Source organism: Microbacterium sp. A8/3-1 (assembly GCF_040267695.1).
Taxonomy (GTDB): domain Bacteria; phylum Actinomycetota; class Actinomycetes; order Actinomycetales; family Microbacteriaceae; genus Microbacterium; species Microbacterium luteolum.
Genome location: NZ_CP158357.1, coordinates 2,687,933 through 2,704,756, shown reverse-complemented (window position 1 = coordinate 2,704,756; position 16,824 = coordinate 2,687,933). Strand labels below are relative to the sequence as shown.

The following is a 16,824-nucleotide window of genomic DNA, read 5'->3' as shown; positions in this document are numbered from 1 at the left end:
CGCGTCCGCGCATGGTGGTCTGGGTTTCCCCACCCGGGCTCAGGCGGTCGGCAGCCACACCCGCATCGCCGCACCCCCGTCGAACTCCGCGAACGGGCGGAGTTCGACGGTGGCGGGCGTGCTCGCGGGATCCGGCGCGCTCGACGAGTAGAGCGGCGCCGACGCGGCTGCGTCGCGGTGCCCGGCGAGCTCCAGCCGAGGTCCGAGAGCGATGCGGCCTTCGCGACCCTGAGCGGATTCGGCGGTGGTGCTCTTCGCCGCCGCGACGCTCGCGGGGTCGATCGTGAGGCCGTCGACGTCGCCGACCGCGCAGTAGACGACGGGGCCACGACGCACGGCCACGGTGCCACGCACCGCATCGATGCGCGGGTTCGGGTGGATGACGGTGGTCTGCACCGGCAGCCGCAGCTCCAGTGCCGTGCCGTCGAGGAGGGCGTCGTCGACGACGATCCACCCGTCCTCGATGCGCGGCGCGATGTCGACGCCGTTCCGGCGCAGCGTCACGGATTCACCGGTCGCCCAGCCGGGCACGCGCAGCGCGAGCCGACGGCATCCGTCTTCCGCATCCCCGTGCACCCGGATGCGGATGAGTCCGTCGGCGGGGTAGGCCGTGTCGATCTCCACGGTCGCGCCGTGCGCCTGCACGGTGGCGGAGGCGTAGAGGGCGATGTCCAGGCCGTCCGTCCGCTCGGCGGCGAGGTGATGCTCGAGCGTGGCGAAGGTACGCATCAGGTTCGGCGGACAGCAGGCGCAGCTGAACCACCGGCGGCGTGCGTCGGGGGCGGCTCCGCCGTACGGACGCTCGTCGCGCACCTGGAGCGGGTTGACGTAGGTGAACGAATCTCCGTGTGCGGAGATCCCGGCCGCGACGACGTTGTACAGGGCCGTCTCGGCGACGTCGAGGCACGAGGCCGCCCCGGTGGCCAGGTACATCCGCCATGCCCAGCCGAACAGGGCGACGCCCGCGCACGTCTCGGCGTATGCGCGGTCTGGCGGCAGCTCGAATGCCTCGCCGAAGGCCTCGTCCTCGTGGCGGGCTCCCGTGCCGCCGGTGACGTACATCCGCCGTTCGACGAGGTCGTCCCACTGCGTGCGCATCGTGTCGAGCATCGCCGGGTCGCCGGTCTCGAGGTACAGGTCGGTGATCCCCTGGTTCAGGTAGAGGGCCCGGACCGCGTGGCCCCGCATCGTGGTGGCCTGGAGGGCGGGCTGCTCGTCCTGGTAGTAGGCCGCGCCGAAGGTCACGCCGCGGAGGAACCCTGCGCCGCGGCGGCGCACGAAGGCTTCGGCCAGGCGCAGCGGAGCCTCGGCTCCGGTCGTGCGATGAAGCTCCACGAGTGCTGCTTCGACGAGCGGATGCCCGCAGTACTCGACCGCGTCATCGGAGCCGATCCTGTCCACGACGTGCGCGACAAAGCGCTCGGCGACCCCGAGCAGGCGATCGTCGGCGATGGCGCGATGCGCGGCGACCGCGGCCTGGATCAGGTGACCGAGGCAGTAGAGCTCGTGCCCCTGGGCGAAGTCGCTCCACGGAAGACGGTCGTCTCTGCCGAGGTAGGCCGAGTCGAGGTAGCCGTCTTCCTGCTGCGCGCGCTCGATCAGGTCGACCGTGCGGTCGAAGAAAGCCCGGAGTCCGGCATCCGCTTCCCTGCCCATCTCCCAGGCGGCGGCTTCCAGCGTCTTGTAGATGTCGGAGTCGGCGAACAGCATGCCGCGGAAGTCGGCGTCGGTCTCGCCGGTGAGACGCCGCAGGTTGTCGAGGTTGCCGTACTCCTCGAGCATCGCCATCCCGTGGGGCAGGGTGACCTGCCGATTGCGCTGATGCCAGGCGTGCACCTGTCCGCGGGCGATGGCGGGCGGCGCGGCGAGCGGACGGCGCGCGCCGTGCCTGGTCTGTCCGAGGGGTCCGCGACTGATCCAGCGGTCGTCGGGCATGTCCGGGCCTCGCTTCGTGTGGTGCTCGCGCCGTGGTGCGCCGAGTGGTGCAATTGTACTTGTACCGGGTTCGCCGGTGCGAGGGTGAATGTGGTGGAGATCACAATGCCAAAGCTTCATGAGAATGTATGAGCGCTTAGCTAAGTTGAATGGAACTATAGTGGGCTGAATGCTCCCAGATTTGGAGCGGATGCGCCTCCGGGCGGATACTTCTGGCAACGCGGCCGTCTCGTTCCGGCCCGAGAATCGACATGCAGACCACCTCCTCCCTCGCGCCTGAGACGACCATCGCCGTGATCGGCGCCGGACGTCTCGGCGGCGTCCTCGCCCGGGCGCTCCGCACGGCGGGGTACCAGGTGCTCGGGCCCCTCCGGCGCGAGCAGGCGATGCCGACCGTCGACATCGCGCTGCTCTGCGTTCCGGATGCCGCGATCGCCGCAGTCGCGTTCGTCGCCCGCCCGCACGCGCGGCTGGTCGGCCATGTCTCGGGTGCGACCCGGCTCGACGACGTCGACTTCAGCATCCACCCGCTGCAGACCTTCACCGGCTCCGAGACGCCCGATGTGTTCCACGGCATCGGCGCCGCGGTCGCCGGCCGCACGCCCGACGCACTCGCGACCGCCGAGCAGCTCGCCCGCGCCCTCGGAGCCCGCCCCTTCGGAGTCGACGACGACGACCGCGCGACCTATCACGCGGCGGCATCCTTCTCCTCGAACTTCGTGCTCGCCGTGCTCGACGCCGCTGAACAGCTCGCCTCCGAGGCCGGCATCCCCGCCGACGAGGCGCGCGACCTCCTCGCCCCGCTCGTCCGCCGCACCGTCGACAACTGGGTGGCCGGCGGTGCCCGGGCCGCGCTCACCGGACCCATCGCCCGCGGCGACGAGGCGACGGTCGCGCGGCAGCGCGCGGCATCCGGAGAGTTCCAGGACCTCTTCGACGCACTCGCCGTCGCCACGCGTGCGATCGCAGCAAGGGAAGAAACTGCATGAGGATCGTCCGTACGATCACCGAGGTGCGGGCCGCGGTCCGCGAAGCCCGGCGCGCCGACAAGAGCGTCGGTCTCGTCCCCACGATGGGTGCCTTCCACGAAGGTCATCTCTCGCTCATGCGCCGCGCGCGCGAGCAGAACGACCTCGTCGTCGTCTCGCTCTTCGTCAACCCGACCCAGTTCGGTGCGAACGAAGACCTCGGCGCCTACCCGCGCGACGAGGCCCGCGACGCCGCGCTCGCCGAGACCGAGGGCGGCGACATCCTGTTCGCGCCTGCGGCATCCGAGATCTACCCCGACGGATTCGCGACCACGATCCATGTCTCGGGCCTCACCGAGGTGCTCGACGGCGCGAGTCGCGGCACGCACCACTTCGACGGCGTCGCCACGGTCGTCACGAAGCTGTTCGGCATCGTCGGCCCCGACGTCGCGTACTTCGGGCAGAAGGATGCGCAGCAGGTCCTCGTCGTCCGCCGCGTCGTGCGCGACCTCGACCTCGACGTGCGCATCGAGGCCTGCCCGATCGTGCGCGAGGCCGACGGACTCGCCATGAGCTCGCGCAACGTCTACCTCGACGCGGATTCTCGCGCACAGGCGACCGCGTTGAACCGGGCGCTCGACGGCGCGGCATCCGTCTTCGAGGCGGGGGAGCGCGACGGCGACAGCATCCTGTCCGCCGCCCACCGCGTGCTCGCCGAGGCCGGGATCACGCCCGACTACCTCGAACTCCGCGACGCCGAGACCCTGGAATCCGTCACGCGCGTCGATGGCGATGCCCTACTCGCGGTCGCCGCCCGCGTGGGCGCGGCTCGACTGATCGACAACCACACCCTCTCCGCTACGAAGGGCCGCTGATGCGACGCACCATGCTGAAGTCGAAGATCCACCGCGCGACCGTCACCGGCAGCGACCTCCACTACGTCGGCTCGATCACCGTCGACCCCGACCTGCTCGAGGCCGCCGACATCCTCCCGCACGAGCAGGTGCACGTGGTCGACGTCGACAACGGCGCGCGCTTCGAGACCTACACGCTCGTGGGCGAACGCGGGTCCGGCGTCATCCAGGTCAACGGCGCGGCCGCCCGCCTCGTGCACACGGGCGACACGATCATCGTCATCTCCTACGCCGACTACTCCGCAGAAGACCTCGCGGAGTACTCGCCGACCGTCGTGCACGTCGACCGGGCGAACAGCATCATCCAGGTCGACGACGCCGTCGACCGGCTGCTGACGGAGGCAGCGCTGTGAGCGCGCACGCGGCACCCCGCAAGCGCGTCACCCTCGCGAGCCTCGCCGCGAAGAAGGATGCCGGCGATCCGATCGTCATGGTCACCGCCTACGATCACCCGAGCGCGCAGATCGTCGAGGAGGCCGGAGTCGACATGGTCCTCGTCGGCGACTCGGCCGCGATGACCGTGCTCGGCTACGAGAGCACGGTCCCGGTGACGGTCGACGAGATGCTCATGCTGACGAAGGCGGTCCGGCGCGGGCTGACTGTGCCGCTGCTCGTCGGCGACCTGCCGTTCGGGTCGTATGAGGCGTCCGACGAGCTCGCGATCGCGACCGCGCAGCGCTTCATCAAGGAAGCCGGGTGCGACCTCGTCAAGATCGAGCGCGGCGGAGCGACCGTCGACAGGGCGCGGGCGCTCGTGCGGGCCGGCATCCCGGTGGTGGGTCACGTCGGCCTCACACCGCAGACCGCCACGGCCCTCGGCGGCTACCGCGCGCAGGGACGCACCGCGGATGCCGCGCTCGCCGTGATCGACGATGCCCTCGCCCTGCAGGATGCCGGCTGCTCTCTGGTCGTGATCGAGGCGGTGCCGTCGGAGGTCACTGCGGCGCTCGTGCCCCTGCTCGACATCCCGGTCATCGGCATCGGAGCGGGAGCGGATGCCGACGGCCAGGTGCTCGTGTTCCACGACCTGCTCGGGCTGTACGACGGTGGCGCGGCGAAGTTCGTGAAGCGCTACGCGGAGCTGCGCGACGCGGCGGTCGCCGGGGTGTCGGAGTATGCGGCAGAGGTGCGCGGCGGGGTGTATCCGGGGGTCGAGCACGGGTACGCGATGCCGGCGGACGAGGCTGCGCGCCTGCGGGAGCTGCTCGCGGGGAGGTAGCCGACGGCGCGGCATCCGTCTGTTCGGCGCGGTCTGCGGTCTGTCGGTACATGTGCAGGCAGAAATCACGGATGCAGGTCCAGAACACGTCTCTGAACCTGCATCCGTGAATCCTGCCGACAACTGGGCCGAATGGAGACCGGCCGAGTCAGTCGGCGCTCTCGGCCTCCCAGCGCAGCAGGTCGCCGGGCTGGCACTCGAGCACCTCGCACAGAGCATCCAGGGTCGTGAAGCGCACGGCCTTCGCGCGACCGTTCTTGAGCACCGCGAGGTTGGTCGGGGTGATGCCGATGCGCTCGGCCAGCTCGCCGACGCTCATCTTGCGGCGGGCCATCATCACGTCGATGTCGACGACGACGGGCATCAGATCACCTCGTTGTCGAGCTCGGAGCGCAGTGACTGCGCCTCGGTCTCGCTGGCGATCGCCTGACGCAGCAGGGCCTTCATCACGACGACGAGCAGCGCCATGCCGCCGAGGACGAGCGATGCACCGCAGATCAGGCCCACGACTCCGGGCGCCGCATCGCCAGGGGCGAGTGCGATCGCCAGTGCCAGCGCCAGGATCGCGGCGACGAGGATCGCCGCGATGATCACGTCGACGTAGAGGAACGACGACTCCGAGAAGATCGATCCGCGCCGCACCCTGTTGAGCAGCAGCCACACGCAGATGCCGAAGACCTGCAGCGTGCCGACGCCGAGCACGACGACGCCTACGAGGAAGATCCGTCCCAAGAGCTCGCCTTCGCCGAGATCGAGCCAAAGCAGCGGGGCGATGAGGGCCTGAACGGCCACCGACCCGACCAGCGCGATCGCGATCACGACCTGCAGCACGACGATCGTCGCTTTCCGCATGGTTTCACCTTTCATCGAAGAACAGTAGGAATCTATCGTTTATCGACAGGTTCGGCAAGTTGTGCGGCGGTGACCTCTCACGTCCGGCGCTCGACCCTTGCATGCGCAGAAGAGTGAGTGTACAGTCACTCATATGTCCACGACGCGTAGCTCGATCCTCTCCACGGCCGACGCCCGTCGTCCCCTCGTGGCGTCGGCGGCGCTCGCCGAGTTCGCCCGCGGCGGCTATCACGGCACGACCGTGGCCGACGTCGCGCGTGAGGCGAAGATCTCGCCGGCCTACGTCTTCAAGCTCTACTCGGGCAAGGAGGCGCTGTTCATCGCCGCGCTCGAGGCCTGCTTCGAAGCGATCCTCGTCGCCCTCGAAGAGGGAGCGGATGCTGCTGCCGAACAGACGCCCGAGGCGATCCTCGACGCCATGGGTGACGCGTACGCGCACCTGATCTCGGACCGGAAGCTGCTCATGCTGCAGGTGCACGCGCAGTCCGTCGCCGAGATCCCGGAGGTCGGCGCGGCACTTCGCACCGGGCTGGGTCGCGTGACCGCGTTCGCGCAGAGTCGCTCCGGCGGCTCCGACGAAGACGTGCAGCGCTTCATCGCCTTCGGCCAGCTGTGCCACCTCATCGTCACCACCCAGCTCGACGGACGCCCGGAGCAGTGGGCGAAACTGCTGACCCGCGGCATCCGCCACCCCGACTGAATCACCGGCCCGGCTCGTCCGTGCTCTCGTCTGGCCACAAGAGTGAGTGAGCAATCACTCATCACCCGAAAGGAAGATCATGTCCACTCTCACCGTTCCCACCGCGCAGGATGCTGCGTCGCGCAGTTCGCGCCGCTGGCTCGCGCTCAGCGTTCTCGCGCTCGCGCAGTTCCTCGTGGTGCTCGACGCCTCGATCGTGAACATCGCGCTCCCCGTGCTCGGGCAGCAGCTCGGCATGGACACCGGCGCGCTCGCCTGGGTCATCACCGCGTACGTCCTCGCCTTCGGTGGGCTGCTGCTCCTCGGCGGACGACTGGCCGACCGCTACGGTCACCGCCGGGTGTTCCTCGTCGGGACGGCCGGATTCGTCGCGGCATCCGCCCTGGCCGGTCTCTCGTTCTCGGCCGAGATGCTCCTGGCGGCTCGCGCGCTGCAGGGTGCCTCGGCCGCGCTCCTCGCCCCGGCGGCGCTGGCGCTGCTCACCCACCTCTTCCCGGATGCGAAGGAGCGCACCACGGCGCTCGGCGTCTGGGGCGGGGTCGCGGGCATCGGATCCGCAGCCGGTGTGCTGCTCGGCGGCGTGCTCACCGCGACCCTCGGCTGGCAGTCCGTGTTCTTCGTGAACGTCCCGGTCGGCGCGATCGTGCTGATCGCGATCCCGCTGCTCGTCACCCGCGACGGTGCGCGCACCCCCGGACGTCTGGATGTCGCCGGCGCCGTCACCGTCACGGCCGCGCTCGTCGCCCTGGTCGGCGGCTTCAGCGCCGTCGAGCAGCTCGGGTTCCTGCATCCGCTCCCTCTCGTGCTCTTCGCGGGCGCGCTGGTGCTGGGAGCCGCCTTCCTCGTGATCGAGCGTCGGACTGCCGAGCCGCTCGTGCCGCTGTCGGTGTTCCGCAACCGCAGCCTCGCGCTCGGCAACGTCGTGATCGTGCTGGGCGGCGCTGCGATGGTCGCGCTGTTCTTCGCGCTGTCGGTCTACATGCAGGCGGTGCTCGGATACGACGCGCTCGCCGCCGGGCTCTCGCAGCTTCCGCTCGCCGGTGCCCTGGTGCTCGTGGCCGGAGCGGTGCCGAGCCTGATCGGACGGCTCGGTGTGCGCCCCGTGCTCATCGGGTCGCTGCTCGTGCTCGCCGGCGGCCTGGTCTGGCTCGCTGCGGCGCCCTCGGATGCCGCGTTCGTCGCGCAGCTGCTCGGCCCGACGCTGCTGATCGGCATCGGCCTCGGCGGAGCGTTCGTCGCCACGACGCAGCTCGCGGTCGGCGGCGTCGAGGGCGGCGAGGCGGGACTCGCCGGTGGACTCATCAACACGAGCCAGCAGATCGGCGGCGCCGTCGGTCTGGCTGTCCTGGGAACGATCGCGGGCCTGCGCACGGCGGCGCTCGAGGCCGGCGGAGCCACAACGGCGGATGCTCTCACCGGCGGCTTCGCCTGGCTCTTCCTCGGCGCGGCGGCGCTGGCCGTGGTCGGTGCAGGGGTCGTGGCGGTGTGGCGGCGCGACTGAGGGGCGTGGGTCGTACGGGAGGGTTCGCTTCAGTCCGCGCGGCGCAGCCGTGATACCAGGGCCACGAGCGCGAGCGCGATCACCACGATCCCGTACCCGACGCACACGGCGCCGAGGCCGACGACGCCGACGAGCGAGCCGGCGATCACCGCGGGCACCCCGAACGCGAGGTAGGCCAGCAAGTAGATGACGGCGAAGGTGTCGGCACGCTGGGTCGCGGGGATGCGCGGGGCGAGCGAGGCGACGACCCCGGAGAAGGCCGTGCCGAAGCCCATGCCGGTCACGGCGGTCGCGGCGAGATAGAAGGGCAGCGATCCGAGTCCCAGTGCCGCGAGCGACAGGGCGGTGCCGACGGCCAGGGCCGTGGTCCCGAACACGACCGACGTGCGTGGGTGCCGATGACGCATCAGGAATGCGGTGATCGCGCCGACGCCGGCGAGCATCGCGACCGCGAGTCCCTGCCAGACGTGCGCGGAGCCGCCGAGCTCGTTGTGCACGATGTTCGCGCCGAGCGACAGGAACAGTCCGCCGGTGGCCCAGCCCGCCACCACCGCCGGAGCACCGCGCCAGAAGTCAGCCCTGATCGCCGACGGGATCGACAGCCGGAAGCTGAGCGAAGCCCACACGCCGGGCTTGCGTGGCGCGGTCTCCGGCACGAGGAAGAACAGCACGGCGAGCACGAGGTACGCGGTGCTCAGGGGAGCGAACACGTCGAGCAGCGCGTCACCGCTCAGGTCGAGCACCATTCCGGAGGCGAGTGCTCCGAGGGCCAGCCCGATGCCGGGGCTCAGCGCGTTCCACAGGGCCGCGACGTCCACGCGCCCGCCCGGCGCGAAGTCGAGGGCGGTCGCCGAGAGTGCCGAGATGAGCAGACCGCTCGCGATGCCCTGCAGGATGCGGGCGAAGAACAGTGTCGCCACGGCATCCGCGTGCCAGAACAGGAACATGCTGCCCGCCAGGAGTAGCAGGCCCGCGATGACGACCGGTCTGCGACCGATGTGGTCGGACAGGGAGCCGGCGGTCAGGAGCGTCAGCAGCAGGGAGACGGCGAAGACCGCGGCGATCACGATCGCGTCGAAGCCGATGTCCTGTGCGAGCACCGGATAGAACGGCGAAGGCGCGCTCGCCGCGATCATCATCGCCACCTGCGCGACGATCGCCAGCACGAACCCGAACCGGGCGCGGGGGATCTGAGAGCCCTGGGCCTGCGGAACGGCAGCGGCATCTGCCGGCGGTCGGACGATCGGCTCGGTGGTGGTCATGCGTGCTCCTCTGGGTTCGAGAATCATCGAACTATCGGAGCGTACTCGCCATCTCGCAATTGTTCAACTATTCTCGAACCATGCCTGGCGATCTTCCCCACCCGGAGCGCTCCGAGATCCAGCTCACGGACGTGCTCTTCGCGCTCAGTGACCCCGAGCGCCTGGCCATCGCCCGTCAGCTCGCCGACGGCCCGCTCGACATGGCCGCCTGCCACGCCACCGACCCGAATCTGCCGAAGTCGACCAAGTCGCACTTCATGAAGGTGCTGCGCGAAGCCGGCGTCATCCGCAACGAACCCAACGGACGGCGACGGATGCTGACGCTCCGACGCGACGACCTCGACACGCTCTTCCCCGGGCTGCTCGAATCCGTGCTCCGGGGTTGAGGGCGGAGCGCACCCCCTCCCGGTCGCTCAGCGCGCCGGTATCTCCACGGCGCAGTGCGCTGCGGCTGCACGAGCCAGGCGCTGGTCGAGAGTGAGCAGCGCCGACCTCGTGACCTCGGCGAGGACGACGTAGGCGGCGTCATAGGCGCTGAGATTCTGGCGCAGGTCGAGCACGCGGGGCACGAGCGGCAGTGACGGATACAGCTCGAGCCGCAGCCGGCGCAGGTCGGATGCCGCACGGTCGAGGCGCTCGTCGCTGACCACACCGCCGCGGTTCAGGCCGCGCAGGGCCGATGCGACCTCGATCGGGAGGATCTCGGGCGCGATCAGATGCTCGGTGACCAGCCGTTCGTGGAGCCGCGACGGTCCGCCCGTCGTGGTCAGCAGATCGACGACGACGGAGGCATCGACGACGATCATCCTGCGCGACGGCCGTCGTGGATCGCCGACACGATCGCGCTCGCCGGAAGGGAGGCCTCTGGTGGGCGGCTCGCGAGGTCGGCGAACAGCTCGCCGAGCGTCGGCTGCCCGGCGAGGCGTGTGAGCTCAGCGGTCAGATACTGCTGCAGCGACTGGCCGTGCGCCTCGGCCCGCGCCGTGAGCACGGCGTGGACGCCGGGATCGAGGTCGCGGATCAGCACGTTCGGCATGCTTACAGTATGCATGCGTTCTCCGAGGGAAGGGAAGGGTTTCTCATGCGTCCAGCCTGGGGGAATCACCACCGCAGTCCGCGCCGGGAAGACGCGATCCGTGGGCGGATTCTCGCGGACCCTGACTGTGCAGAAATGGTCAGGACGCGATGCGTCCCGCGTTCGCCCGCCCCGCGGCATCCGTCCCGATCTCGGCCCAGACGGCGTCGAGCGAGATGCCGAGCACGCCGCTGATCGCCGCGATCGTCGAGAAGGCGGGCGTCGCCACGCGGCCGGACTCGATCTTGCGCAGGGTCTCGGGCGAGACGCCGGCGTCCAGGGCGACGGCGAGCATGGATCGCTCGCCGCGTGCCTGTCGCAGTAGGGCGCCGAGGCGCTCGCCGCGTTCGACCTCGGCGGGGGTGAGCGGCATCCGGACCATCATGATGCCCATACTAATCCCGGGATAGTATTACCGGGATAGTTATCGGAACCGGAGAGAGAACCATGATCGAGATCCTGAACGACGACGAGCTCGTCCGTGCGCGCGACGCCGGCGCCCTCGTCGGCGGCATCCTGCAGAGCCTGAAGAAGCGTGCGGTCGTCGGCGTGAACCTGCTCGACCTCGACCGGTGGACGAAGCAGATGATCGAGGATGCCGGAGCCGAATCCTGCTACGTCGACTACGCGCCCTCGTTCGGCCGCGGACCCTTCGGCCACTACGTCTGCACCGCGGTCAACGACGCGGTCCTCCACGGCATGCCGCACGACTACGCCCTCGCCGACGGCGACCTGCTGACCCTCGACCTGGCCGTCACCCTCCGCGGCATCTCGGCCGACGCGGCGATCAGCTTCATCGTGGGCGACACCCAGGCGCCCGAGGATCTGGCGCTGATCGACGCGACCGAGCGCGCACTCGCCGCCGGTATCGCGGCCGTGCGACCCGGCGCCCGCATCGGCGACCTGTCGCGCGCGATCGGCACGGTGCTGCGCGGCGCCGGCTACTCGGTCAACCTCGAGTTCGGGGGGCACGGCATCGGATCGACCATGCACCAGGACCCGCATGTCGCGAACGACGGGCGTCCTGGTCGCGGCTACATCCTCCGCCCCGGGCTGCTGCTGGCGCTCGAGCCGTGGGTCATGGCCGACACCGACGAGCTCGTCACCGACGCCGACGGCTGGACCCTGCGCAGCGCGACCGGATGCCGCACCGCGCACACCGAGCACACGATCGCGGTCACCGCGGAGGGCGCCGAGATCCTCACCCTTCCGCGAGTCTGAGCCGCAGCATCCGCCTGCGGTCAGGAGAGGATCTGCCGGCTCCGCCGGCCGCCGCCTAGAGTGGCAGCATGCCCGGCACCGCGCCTCCCGAGTGGACGCAGATCGACCTGACCAGTCGCCGCGGCGGCGCGGGGCAACGGATCACGGCGGTGATCCTCGCCGCGGTCGGGGTGGCCGGCTTCGCCCTGAGCTTCCGCTCGTTGGCGCCGTGGTGGTGGGAGTTCGCGCTCATGGCCTTCGGATGCGCGGTCATCGTGCTGCTCGCCGCGGGGCTCTGGATCAACGCAGGAACGAGCGTCGCCTCGACGGTCGCACTTCAGGAGACCGGCGCTGCCGTCGTGCTGCCGGTCGTCGCCGCGTTCGAGACCAGCGATGAGAGCCTCCGATACCAGCTGCAGCTGCGCCTGCCGACGGTCGACGAGGAGTTCGTCGTGCACGCCTGCGGCGATCGGCGGTGCGTCGCCGCCGGACGCGCGGCGCCGGATGCCGAACTGCCCGTGCTGCTCGACGCGGCGCACAAGACCTGGGGTGTCGTCCACGATGCCCAGGGGTCGTGAACGCGATGAAACTCCCACCCGGCGTTCAGGGTTAACGATATATCGTTGAGTATCGTTCACCGCAGACCCTGGAGGTCATCATGAACAACTCATTCCCCTTCGGCGCAGCCGGCAGCAGCAACGCCGACAACCCGCTCAACAGCATCTTCGGCACCGGCGGCCTCGGCGGCGCCAACGGTCCGGCCGGCGCACTCTTCGACGCGTTCGACCAGTTCCGCAAGTCCTTCGAGCAGCGTCCGTCCGGCGGCTCGCGCATGGCCCGCGGCGACGTCCGCACGGCGGTGCTCTCTCTGCTCGCCGAGAAGCCGATGCACGGCTACCAGATCATCAACGAGATCGCCGAGCGCAGCGGCGGATCGTGGAAGCCCAGCGCCGGATCGGTCTACCCGACCCTCCAGCTGCTCGCCGACGAGGGCCTCATCTCGGCCGAGGAGCAGAACGGTCGCAAGACGTACTCGCTCACCGAGGCCGGTCGCGCCGTCGCCGACGAGTCGTCCGAGACGAAGGCTCCGTGGGAGACCTCCGACAAGGACGGCCACCGCAACGACCCGCGCTTCACCGCGCTCCCCAAGGCGGGCGTCGACCTCGCCGGTGCCGCTGCCGCGGTCGGTCGCAGCGGTTCGCCCGAGCAGGTGCAGGCCGCGATCGAGGTCCTCGACGACGCGCGTCGTAAGCTCTACTCCATCCTCGCTCAGGACTGATACCGGGGTGATGAAGGAGACCCACCGATGACGGATGCCGCGGCCCAGGGCGTGCACCGCGCCCGCTACCGTCGCATCCTGTCGTTCGCGGCACGCGAGTTCCTCAAGGTCTGGTGGTACGAGCTCGTGCTGCCGCGCCTCGGCATGACGTCGGTCGCGGAGCGCACGCGCGGACCGCGGATGCAGAGGTTCGCCCGGCGTTTCCATGTGCTCGCCGTCGAACTCGGCGGACTCATGATCAAGGTCGGGCAGTTCATGTCGTCGCGCCTCGACGTGCTGCCGCCCGAGATCACGGCCGAGCTCGAGGGGCTGCAGGACGAGGTCCCGGCTGTGCCGTTCGCCGACCTCCGTGTGGTCGCCGAAGCCGAGCTCGGGATGCCGCTGACCCGCGCCTACGCGTGGTTCGACGAGACTCCGGTGGCCGCGGCATCCCTCGGTCAGGCGCATCGCGCCCGGCTCTCCGAACAGGACGCCGCCGACACGGGACTCGACACGGTGGTCGTGAAGGTGCAGCGTCCCGGCATCGACGAGATCGTCGCGGTCGACCTCGCTGCCCTCCGCCGCGTGGCGCGCTGGGCCATGCGCGTGCGGCTCGTCTCGGATCGGGTCGACGCGCCCGCCCTCGTCGAGGAGTTCGCGCAGACGAGCCTCGAGGAGATCGACTACCTGCACGAGGCCGCGAGCGCCGAGCGGTTCCGCGAGAACTTCGCCGACGATCCGCGCGTCGACACCCCCGAGATCGTCTGGGAGCGGTCGACCCGGCGTGTGCTCACGCTGTCGGATGTCACGGCGATCAAGATCAACGACATCGACGCGCTGCGCGCCGCCGGCATCGACCCCTCCCAGGTCGCCGACGTGTTCGCCGAGGTGATGTTCGACCAGGTGTTCACGCACAGCTTCGTGCACGCCGACCCGCATCCGGGGAACATCTTCGTGACACCGGTCTCCGAGGCGGGCCCTTCGACAGGCTCAGGGGCCCAGGGTGCGGATTCAGGGGTCCAGCGCGCGGCGCCGGAGGCCCAGGGTGAGCGTGCAGCGGCCGGGGAGCGGAACTTCCGGCTCACATTCATCGACTTCGGGATGATGGCCGAGGTGCCGGACAACCTCCGCAACGGCCTGCGCACGCTCCTCATCGCCGTCGCCGGGCGCGACAGCCGGGGACTCGTCGCGGCCGCGAAGGAGATCGGCGTGCTGCTGCCGTCGGCCGACACCAACGAGCTCGAGCGCGCGCTCTCCGCCCTGTTCGCGCGATTCGGGGGGATGGGGTTCGCGGAGCTCAGCACCGTAGATCCCCGAGATTTCAAGGACTTCGCCGACGAGTTCGGCGACATGGTGCGCTCGCTCCCGCTCCAGCTGCCGGAGAACATGCTGCTCCTCATCCGCGCCGTCTCGCTGACGTCGGGCATGTGCAGCGGCCTCAACCCCGCGTTCAACGTGTGGGATGCCGCCGAGCCGTATGCCGCGCGGCTGCTGCGCGACGAGTCGGGCAACCTCATCCAGGACGTGGCGAAGCAGGCCATGGAGACCGCGGCCCTCACGATGCGCCTGCCGAAGCGCATCGACAACATCATCACGCGCATCGACGACGGCAACGTGTCGTTCGACACCTCGCGCCTCGAACGCCGCCTCGACCGGCTCGAGGGCATCGCCCGTCGCATCGCGTCAGGAGTGCTCTTCGCCGCGATGCTCGTGGGCGGAGCCCTGCTCGTCACGCCGCTGCCTCCGCTCGGCATCACGCTGATCTGCGTCTCGGCGCTGCCTCTGCTGCACGCGGTCTTCGCGGGAGTCGGGCGGCGCGGGCCGCGCTGACGCGCTTCCCCAGACTCAGCGCCCCAGTGCTGGGTCCCTGAGCCTGTCGAAGGGGCATGGGAGAATGGTCTTCCATGGAGACCCCTGACGAGAAGCCCGCCGCACGCTCCGAAGGACCACCGCCGGGAACGGGCATCGTCCCGACCGCGAAGAAGATCGTCCGCGACATCGCCGCGGTTCCGCCGCGCAGCGTGCATCCGGCGCTCGTGCCCGGCGTCTCGGTCGAGGAGACCGGCCGCTCGTACCGCACCGATCCGCTCGTCTTCGGCATCGCGGTCGCTCTGACCGTCGCCTTCATCGCCTGGGGTGTGTTCGCGGGCGACAACCTCGCCGGAACCACCCGGACCGTCCTCGACGCCGTCGTCGAGTACACCGGCTTCTTCTTCACGACCATCGCCACGGTCATCCTGGTGTTCATGCTCTTCATCGGCTTCAGCCGCTACGGACGCATCCCGCTCGGCCGCGACGACGAAGAGCCCGAGTTCTCGATGTTCTCCTGGATCTCGATGCTGTTCGCGGCCGGCATGGGCATCGGACTCGTGTTCTGGGGCGCGGCCGAGCCCCTCACCTTCTTCGAGAACCCGCCGCCCGGAACCGTCGAGGCGAACACCCTCGAGGCGATGCACACCGCGCAGGCGCAGGTGCTCTACCACTGGGGTCCGCAGGCCTGGGCCTTCTACGCGCTCGTCGGAGGGGCCATCGCCTACGGCGCCTTCCGCCGCGGCCGCACGCCCCTCATCTCCTCGATCTTCGCGCCGCTCCTCGGCGAGCACCGCACCACGGGACCCCTCGGCCGCACGATCGACGTCTTCTCCATCATCGTCACGCTGTTCGGCACCGCGGCATCCCTCGGGCTCGGCGCCCTGCAGATCGGGCACGGCGTCGAGATCGTCACCGGGATCGGCGAGCTGGGCAACGGCATCCTGATCGCGGCGATCGCCGTGCTGACCGCCTGCTTCATCGCGTCGGCGGTCTCGGGCGTCTCCAAGGGCATCCGCGCGCTGTCGAACATCAACGCGGTCGCCGCGCTCATCCTGGCGTTCTTCGTGTTCTTCGTCGGTCCGACGCTGCTCATCCTCAACGTGATCCCGTCCGTCGCGGTGCAGTTCCTCGGCGATCTGCCGACGATGATCGCCCGCTCGGCCTCGCAGGGTGACGAGGCCCAGGCGTTCCTGTCGACCTGGACGATCTTCTACTGGGCGTGGTGGATCTCGTGGTCGCCGTTCGTCGGCATGTTCATCGCGAAGATCTCGCGCGGACGCTCCCTCCGCCAGTTCGTTTCGGTCGTCATCGTCGTGCCCTCGGCCATCTCGCTGGTGTGGTTCTCGATCTTCGGCACGACGGCCATCCAGCAGCAGATGGACGGTGCCGGACTGAACGTCGACCCGCCGGAGGAGGTGCTCTTCGGCGTGCTCGGGAACCTCCCGTTCCCGCTGGTCACCAGCATCCTGCTCATCTTGCTGATCTCGATCTTCTTCATCACCGGCGCGGACTCCGCCTCGCTGGTGATGGGCACGCTGTCGCAGCAGGGTCGACCTGAGCCCGCGCGCTGGGTGACGGTCATCTGGGGCGTGCTGGTCGGTGTGATCGCCGCGGTGCTGCTCATCTCGGGCGAAGAGGGGAGCGGACTCCGCTCGCTGCAGAACGTGACGATCATCGCCGCGCTGCCCTTCGCGGTGATCATGGCGTTCATGATGGTCGCGTTCATGAAGGATCTGCGGCGCGATCCGCTGATCCTCCGCGACCGCTACGCCCGGATGGCCGTGCGGCACAGCGTCATGGCCGGACTCGAGGAGTACGGCGACGACTTCGCCCTCGTGCCGGTCGAGTACGACCACTCCGAGGACGACCTCGCCTGGATCGACGAGGACTCGGTCGACGACACCCTCGCCGAGGTCTACGAGGCCGCTACCGAGGCGATCGACATCATCCCCGTCGAGACGGATGCCGACCCCGGCGCATCCCTCGACGGGCTCGCCGAGGAGACGGCGGAGTCCGCGGGCGCCGCGGGCGAGGCGCCGGGAGAGCGTCCGCGGTCGGGTGAGCGTCCGCTCGACTGAGGTTCGGCCCGCGGGAGGGTCGCGCCGCATCAGGCGATCACGCGGATTCA

19 protein-coding genes are annotated in these 16,824 nt (G+C 69.9%); 12 read left to right on the top strand and 7 right to left on the bottom strand.

Going from position 1 to position 16,824, the window contains the following annotated elements:
• Nucleotides 1–39 precede the first annotated feature (39 nt).
• The gene (locus ABS642_RS13220; RefSeq protein WP_350350435.1) at nucleotides 40–1,935 is read right to left on the bottom strand and encodes a beta-L-arabinofuranosidase domain-containing protein; all 1,896 of its coding nucleotides are present in this window, start codon (nucleotides 1,933–1,935) and stop codon (nucleotides 40–42) included.
• Between the two features lie 251 nt (nucleotides 1,936–2,186).
• Between ABS642_RS13220 and ABS642_RS13215 the strand changes: the two genes are divergently transcribed.
• From ABS642_RS13215 to panB, 4 genes are read left to right on the top strand one after another with little or no spacing between them, the layout of a single operon-like run.
• Nucleotides 2,187–2,924 (top strand): Rossmann-like and DUF2520 domain-containing protein, encoded by a 738-nt coding sequence (locus tag ABS642_RS13215; RefSeq protein ID WP_350350434.1) that lies wholly within the window; start codon nucleotides 2,187–2,189, stop codon nucleotides 2,922–2,924.
• Entirely contained in the window at nucleotides 2,921–3,778 is an 858-nt protein-coding gene (gene panC / locus ABS642_RS13210) for a pantoate--beta-alanine ligase (RefSeq protein WP_350350433.1), read from the top strand. Before ABS642_RS13215 ends, panC begins: the two co-directional genes overlap by 4 nt.
• Nucleotides 3,778–4,170 carry an aspartate 1-decarboxylase gene (gene panD / locus ABS642_RS13205; RefSeq protein ID WP_350350432.1) on the top strand — a complete coding sequence of 131 codons (393 nt, stop codon included), beginning with the start codon at nucleotides 3,778–3,780 and terminating at the stop codon, nucleotides 4,168–4,170. The genes panC and panD overlap by 1 nt, the downstream gene beginning before the upstream one ends.
• Entirely contained in the window at nucleotides 4,167–5,036 is an 870-nt protein-coding gene (panB, locus tag ABS642_RS13200; RefSeq protein ID WP_350350431.1) for a 3-methyl-2-oxobutanoate hydroxymethyltransferase, read from the top strand. The genes panD and panB overlap by 4 nt, the downstream gene beginning before the upstream one ends.
• Before the next feature lie 148 nt (nucleotides 5,037–5,184).
• Here panB and ABS642_RS13195 read toward each other — a convergent pair whose 3' ends face one another.
• On the bottom strand, nucleotides 5,185–5,400 hold the full coding sequence (locus ABS642_RS13195; RefSeq protein WP_350350430.1) for a helix-turn-helix transcriptional regulator: 216 nt from the start codon (nucleotides 5,398–5,400) through the stop codon (nucleotides 5,185–5,187).
• Nucleotides 5,400–5,888, bottom strand: coding sequence for a DUF2975 domain-containing protein (locus tag ABS642_RS13190; RefSeq protein ID WP_350350429.1), 489 nt, complete (start codon nucleotides 5,886–5,888; stop codon nucleotides 5,400–5,402). The genes ABS642_RS13195 and ABS642_RS13190 overlap by 1 nt, the downstream gene beginning before the upstream one ends.
• Nucleotides 5,889–6,021: 133 nt before the next feature.
• On the opposite strand from ABS642_RS13190, the gene ABS642_RS13185 reads away from it, so the two are divergent.
• Complete coding sequence (locus ABS642_RS13185; RefSeq protein WP_350350428.1) at nucleotides 6,022–6,588, top strand: TetR/AcrR family transcriptional regulator; 567 nt, start codon at nucleotides 6,022–6,024, stop codon at nucleotides 6,586–6,588.
• Nucleotides 6,589–6,667: 79 nt separating this feature from the next.
• On the top strand, nucleotides 6,668–8,089 hold the full coding sequence (locus tag ABS642_RS13180) for an MFS transporter (protein ID WP_350350427.1): 1,422 nt from the start codon (nucleotides 6,668–6,670) through the stop codon (nucleotides 8,087–8,089).
• A gap of 29 nt (nucleotides 8,090–8,118) precedes the next feature.
• On the opposite strand, the gene ABS642_RS13175 is transcribed toward ABS642_RS13180, so the two are convergent.
• Nucleotides 8,119–9,351, bottom strand: coding sequence for an MFS transporter (locus ABS642_RS13175; protein ID WP_350350426.1), 1,233 nt, complete (start codon nucleotides 9,349–9,351; stop codon nucleotides 8,119–8,121).
• An 80-nt stretch (nucleotides 9,352–9,431) separates the two neighbouring features.
• Here ABS642_RS13175 and ABS642_RS13170 point away from each other — a divergent pair, with 80 nt between their 5' ends.
• The gene (locus tag ABS642_RS13170; RefSeq protein WP_282215030.1) at nucleotides 9,432–9,737 is read left to right on the top strand and encodes a transcriptional regulator; all 306 of its coding nucleotides are present in this window, start codon (nucleotides 9,432–9,434) and stop codon (nucleotides 9,735–9,737) included.
• Nucleotides 9,738–9,764: 27 nt separating this feature from the next.
• On the opposite strand, the gene ABS642_RS13165 is transcribed toward ABS642_RS13170, so the two are convergent.
• From ABS642_RS13165 to ABS642_RS13155, 3 genes are all read right to left on the bottom strand, one after another.
• Complete coding sequence (locus tag ABS642_RS13165) at nucleotides 9,765–10,157, bottom strand: type II toxin-antitoxin system VapC family toxin (RefSeq protein WP_350350425.1); 393 nt, start codon at nucleotides 10,155–10,157, stop codon at nucleotides 9,765–9,767.
• Entirely contained in the window at nucleotides 10,154–10,387 is a 234-nt protein-coding gene (locus ABS642_RS13160) for a hypothetical protein (protein ID WP_350350424.1), read from the bottom strand. The genes ABS642_RS13165 and ABS642_RS13160 overlap by 4 nt, the downstream gene beginning before the upstream one ends.
• A 139-nt stretch (nucleotides 10,388–10,526) precedes the next feature.
• Nucleotides 10,527–10,808 (bottom strand): helix-turn-helix transcriptional regulator, encoded by a 282-nt coding sequence (locus ABS642_RS13155; RefSeq protein WP_350353437.1) that lies wholly within the window; start codon nucleotides 10,806–10,808, stop codon nucleotides 10,527–10,529.
• 65 nt (nucleotides 10,809–10,873) lie between these two features.
• Here ABS642_RS13155 and map point away from each other — a divergent pair, with 65 nt between their 5' ends.
• From map to ABS642_RS13130, 5 genes are all read left to right on the top strand, one after another.
• Nucleotides 10,874–11,647 carry a type I methionyl aminopeptidase gene (gene map / locus ABS642_RS13150; protein WP_350350423.1) on the top strand — a complete coding sequence of 258 codons (774 nt, stop codon included), beginning with the start codon at nucleotides 10,874–10,876 and terminating at the stop codon, nucleotides 11,645–11,647.
• Between the two features lie 68 nt (nucleotides 11,648–11,715).
• Entirely contained in the window at nucleotides 11,716–12,204 is a 489-nt protein-coding gene (locus tag ABS642_RS13145; protein WP_350350422.1) for a hypothetical protein, read from the top strand.
• Between the two features lie 80 nt (nucleotides 12,205–12,284).
• Nucleotides 12,285–12,905 carry a PadR family transcriptional regulator gene (locus ABS642_RS13140; protein ID WP_350350421.1) on the top strand — a complete coding sequence of 207 codons (621 nt, stop codon included), beginning with the start codon at nucleotides 12,285–12,287 and terminating at the stop codon, nucleotides 12,903–12,905.
• Between the two features lie 27 nt (nucleotides 12,906–12,932).
• A complete protein-coding gene (locus ABS642_RS13135) occupies nucleotides 12,933–14,714 on the top strand; it encodes an AarF/UbiB family protein (RefSeq protein ID WP_350350420.1) in 1,782 nt (593 codons plus the stop codon).
• A 74-nt stretch (nucleotides 14,715–14,788) separates the two neighbouring features.
• Nucleotides 14,789–16,774 (top strand): BCCT family transporter, encoded by a 1,986-nt coding sequence (locus ABS642_RS13130; RefSeq protein ID WP_350350419.1) that lies wholly within the window; start codon nucleotides 14,789–14,791, stop codon nucleotides 16,772–16,774.
• Nucleotides 16,775–16,824 lie beyond the last annotated feature (50 nt).

What these genes read in the sequence shown, in the direction of transcription:
- ABS642_RS13220 (WP_350350435.1), bottom strand. Translation starts at nt 1,935, where the DNA reads ATGCCCGACGACCGCTGGATCAGTCGCGGACCCCTCGGACAGACCAGG.
- ABS642_RS13215 (WP_350350434.1), top strand. Translation starts at nt 2,187, where the DNA reads ATGCAGACCACCTCCTCCCTCGCGCCTGAGACGACCATCGCCGTGATC.
- panC (WP_350350433.1), top strand. Translation starts at nt 2,921, where the DNA reads ATGAGGATCGTCCGTACGATCACCGAGGTGCGGGCCGCGGTCCGCGAA.
- panD (WP_350350432.1), top strand. Translation starts at nt 3,778, where the DNA reads ATGCGACGCACCATGCTGAAGTCGAAGATCCACCGCGCGACCGTCACC.
- ABS642_RS13195 (WP_350350430.1), bottom strand. Translation starts at nt 5,400, where the DNA reads ATGCCCGTCGTCGTCGACATCGACGTGATGATGGCCCGCCGCAAGATG.
- ABS642_RS13190 (WP_350350429.1), bottom strand. Translation starts at nt 5,888, where the DNA reads ATGCGGAAAGCGACGATCGTCGTGCTGCAGGTCGTGATCGCGATCGCG.
- ABS642_RS13185 (WP_350350428.1), top strand. Translation starts at nt 6,022, where the DNA reads ATGTCCACGACGCGTAGCTCGATCCTCTCCACGGCCGACGCCCGTCGT.
- ABS642_RS13180 (WP_350350427.1), top strand. Translation starts at nt 6,668, where the DNA reads ATGTCCACTCTCACCGTTCCCACCGCGCAGGATGCTGCGTCGCGCAGT.
- ABS642_RS13175 (WP_350350426.1), bottom strand. Translation starts at nt 9,351, where the DNA reads ATGACCACCACCGAGCCGATCGTCCGACCGCCGGCAGATGCCGCTGCC.
- ABS642_RS13170 (WP_282215030.1), top strand. Translation starts at nt 9,432, where the DNA reads ATGCCTGGCGATCTTCCCCACCCGGAGCGCTCCGAGATCCAGCTCACG.
- ABS642_RS13165 (WP_350350425.1), bottom strand. Translation starts at nt 10,157, where the DNA reads ATGATCGTCGTCGATGCCTCCGTCGTCGTCGATCTGCTGACCACGACG.
- ABS642_RS13160 (WP_350350424.1), bottom strand. Translation starts at nt 10,387, where the DNA reads ATGCCGAACGTGCTGATCCGCGACCTCGATCCCGGCGTCCACGCCGTG.
- ABS642_RS13155 (WP_350353437.1), bottom strand. Translation starts at nt 10,808, where the DNA reads ATGGTCCGGATGCCGCTCACCCCCGCCGAGGTCGAACGCGGCGAGCGC.
- map (WP_350350423.1), top strand. Translation starts at nt 10,874, where the DNA reads ATGATCGAGATCCTGAACGACGACGAGCTCGTCCGTGCGCGCGACGCC.
- ABS642_RS13145 (WP_350350422.1), top strand. Translation starts at nt 11,716, where the DNA reads ATGCCCGGCACCGCGCCTCCCGAGTGGACGCAGATCGACCTGACCAGT.
- ABS642_RS13140 (WP_350350421.1), top strand. Translation starts at nt 12,285, where the DNA reads ATGAACAACTCATTCCCCTTCGGCGCAGCCGGCAGCAGCAACGCCGAC.
- ABS642_RS13135 (WP_350350420.1), top strand. Translation starts at nt 12,933, where the DNA reads ATGACGGATGCCGCGGCCCAGGGCGTGCACCGCGCCCGCTACCGTCGC.
- ABS642_RS13130 (WP_350350419.1), top strand. Translation starts at nt 14,789, where the DNA reads ATGGAGACCCCTGACGAGAAGCCCGCCGCACGCTCCGAAGGACCACCG.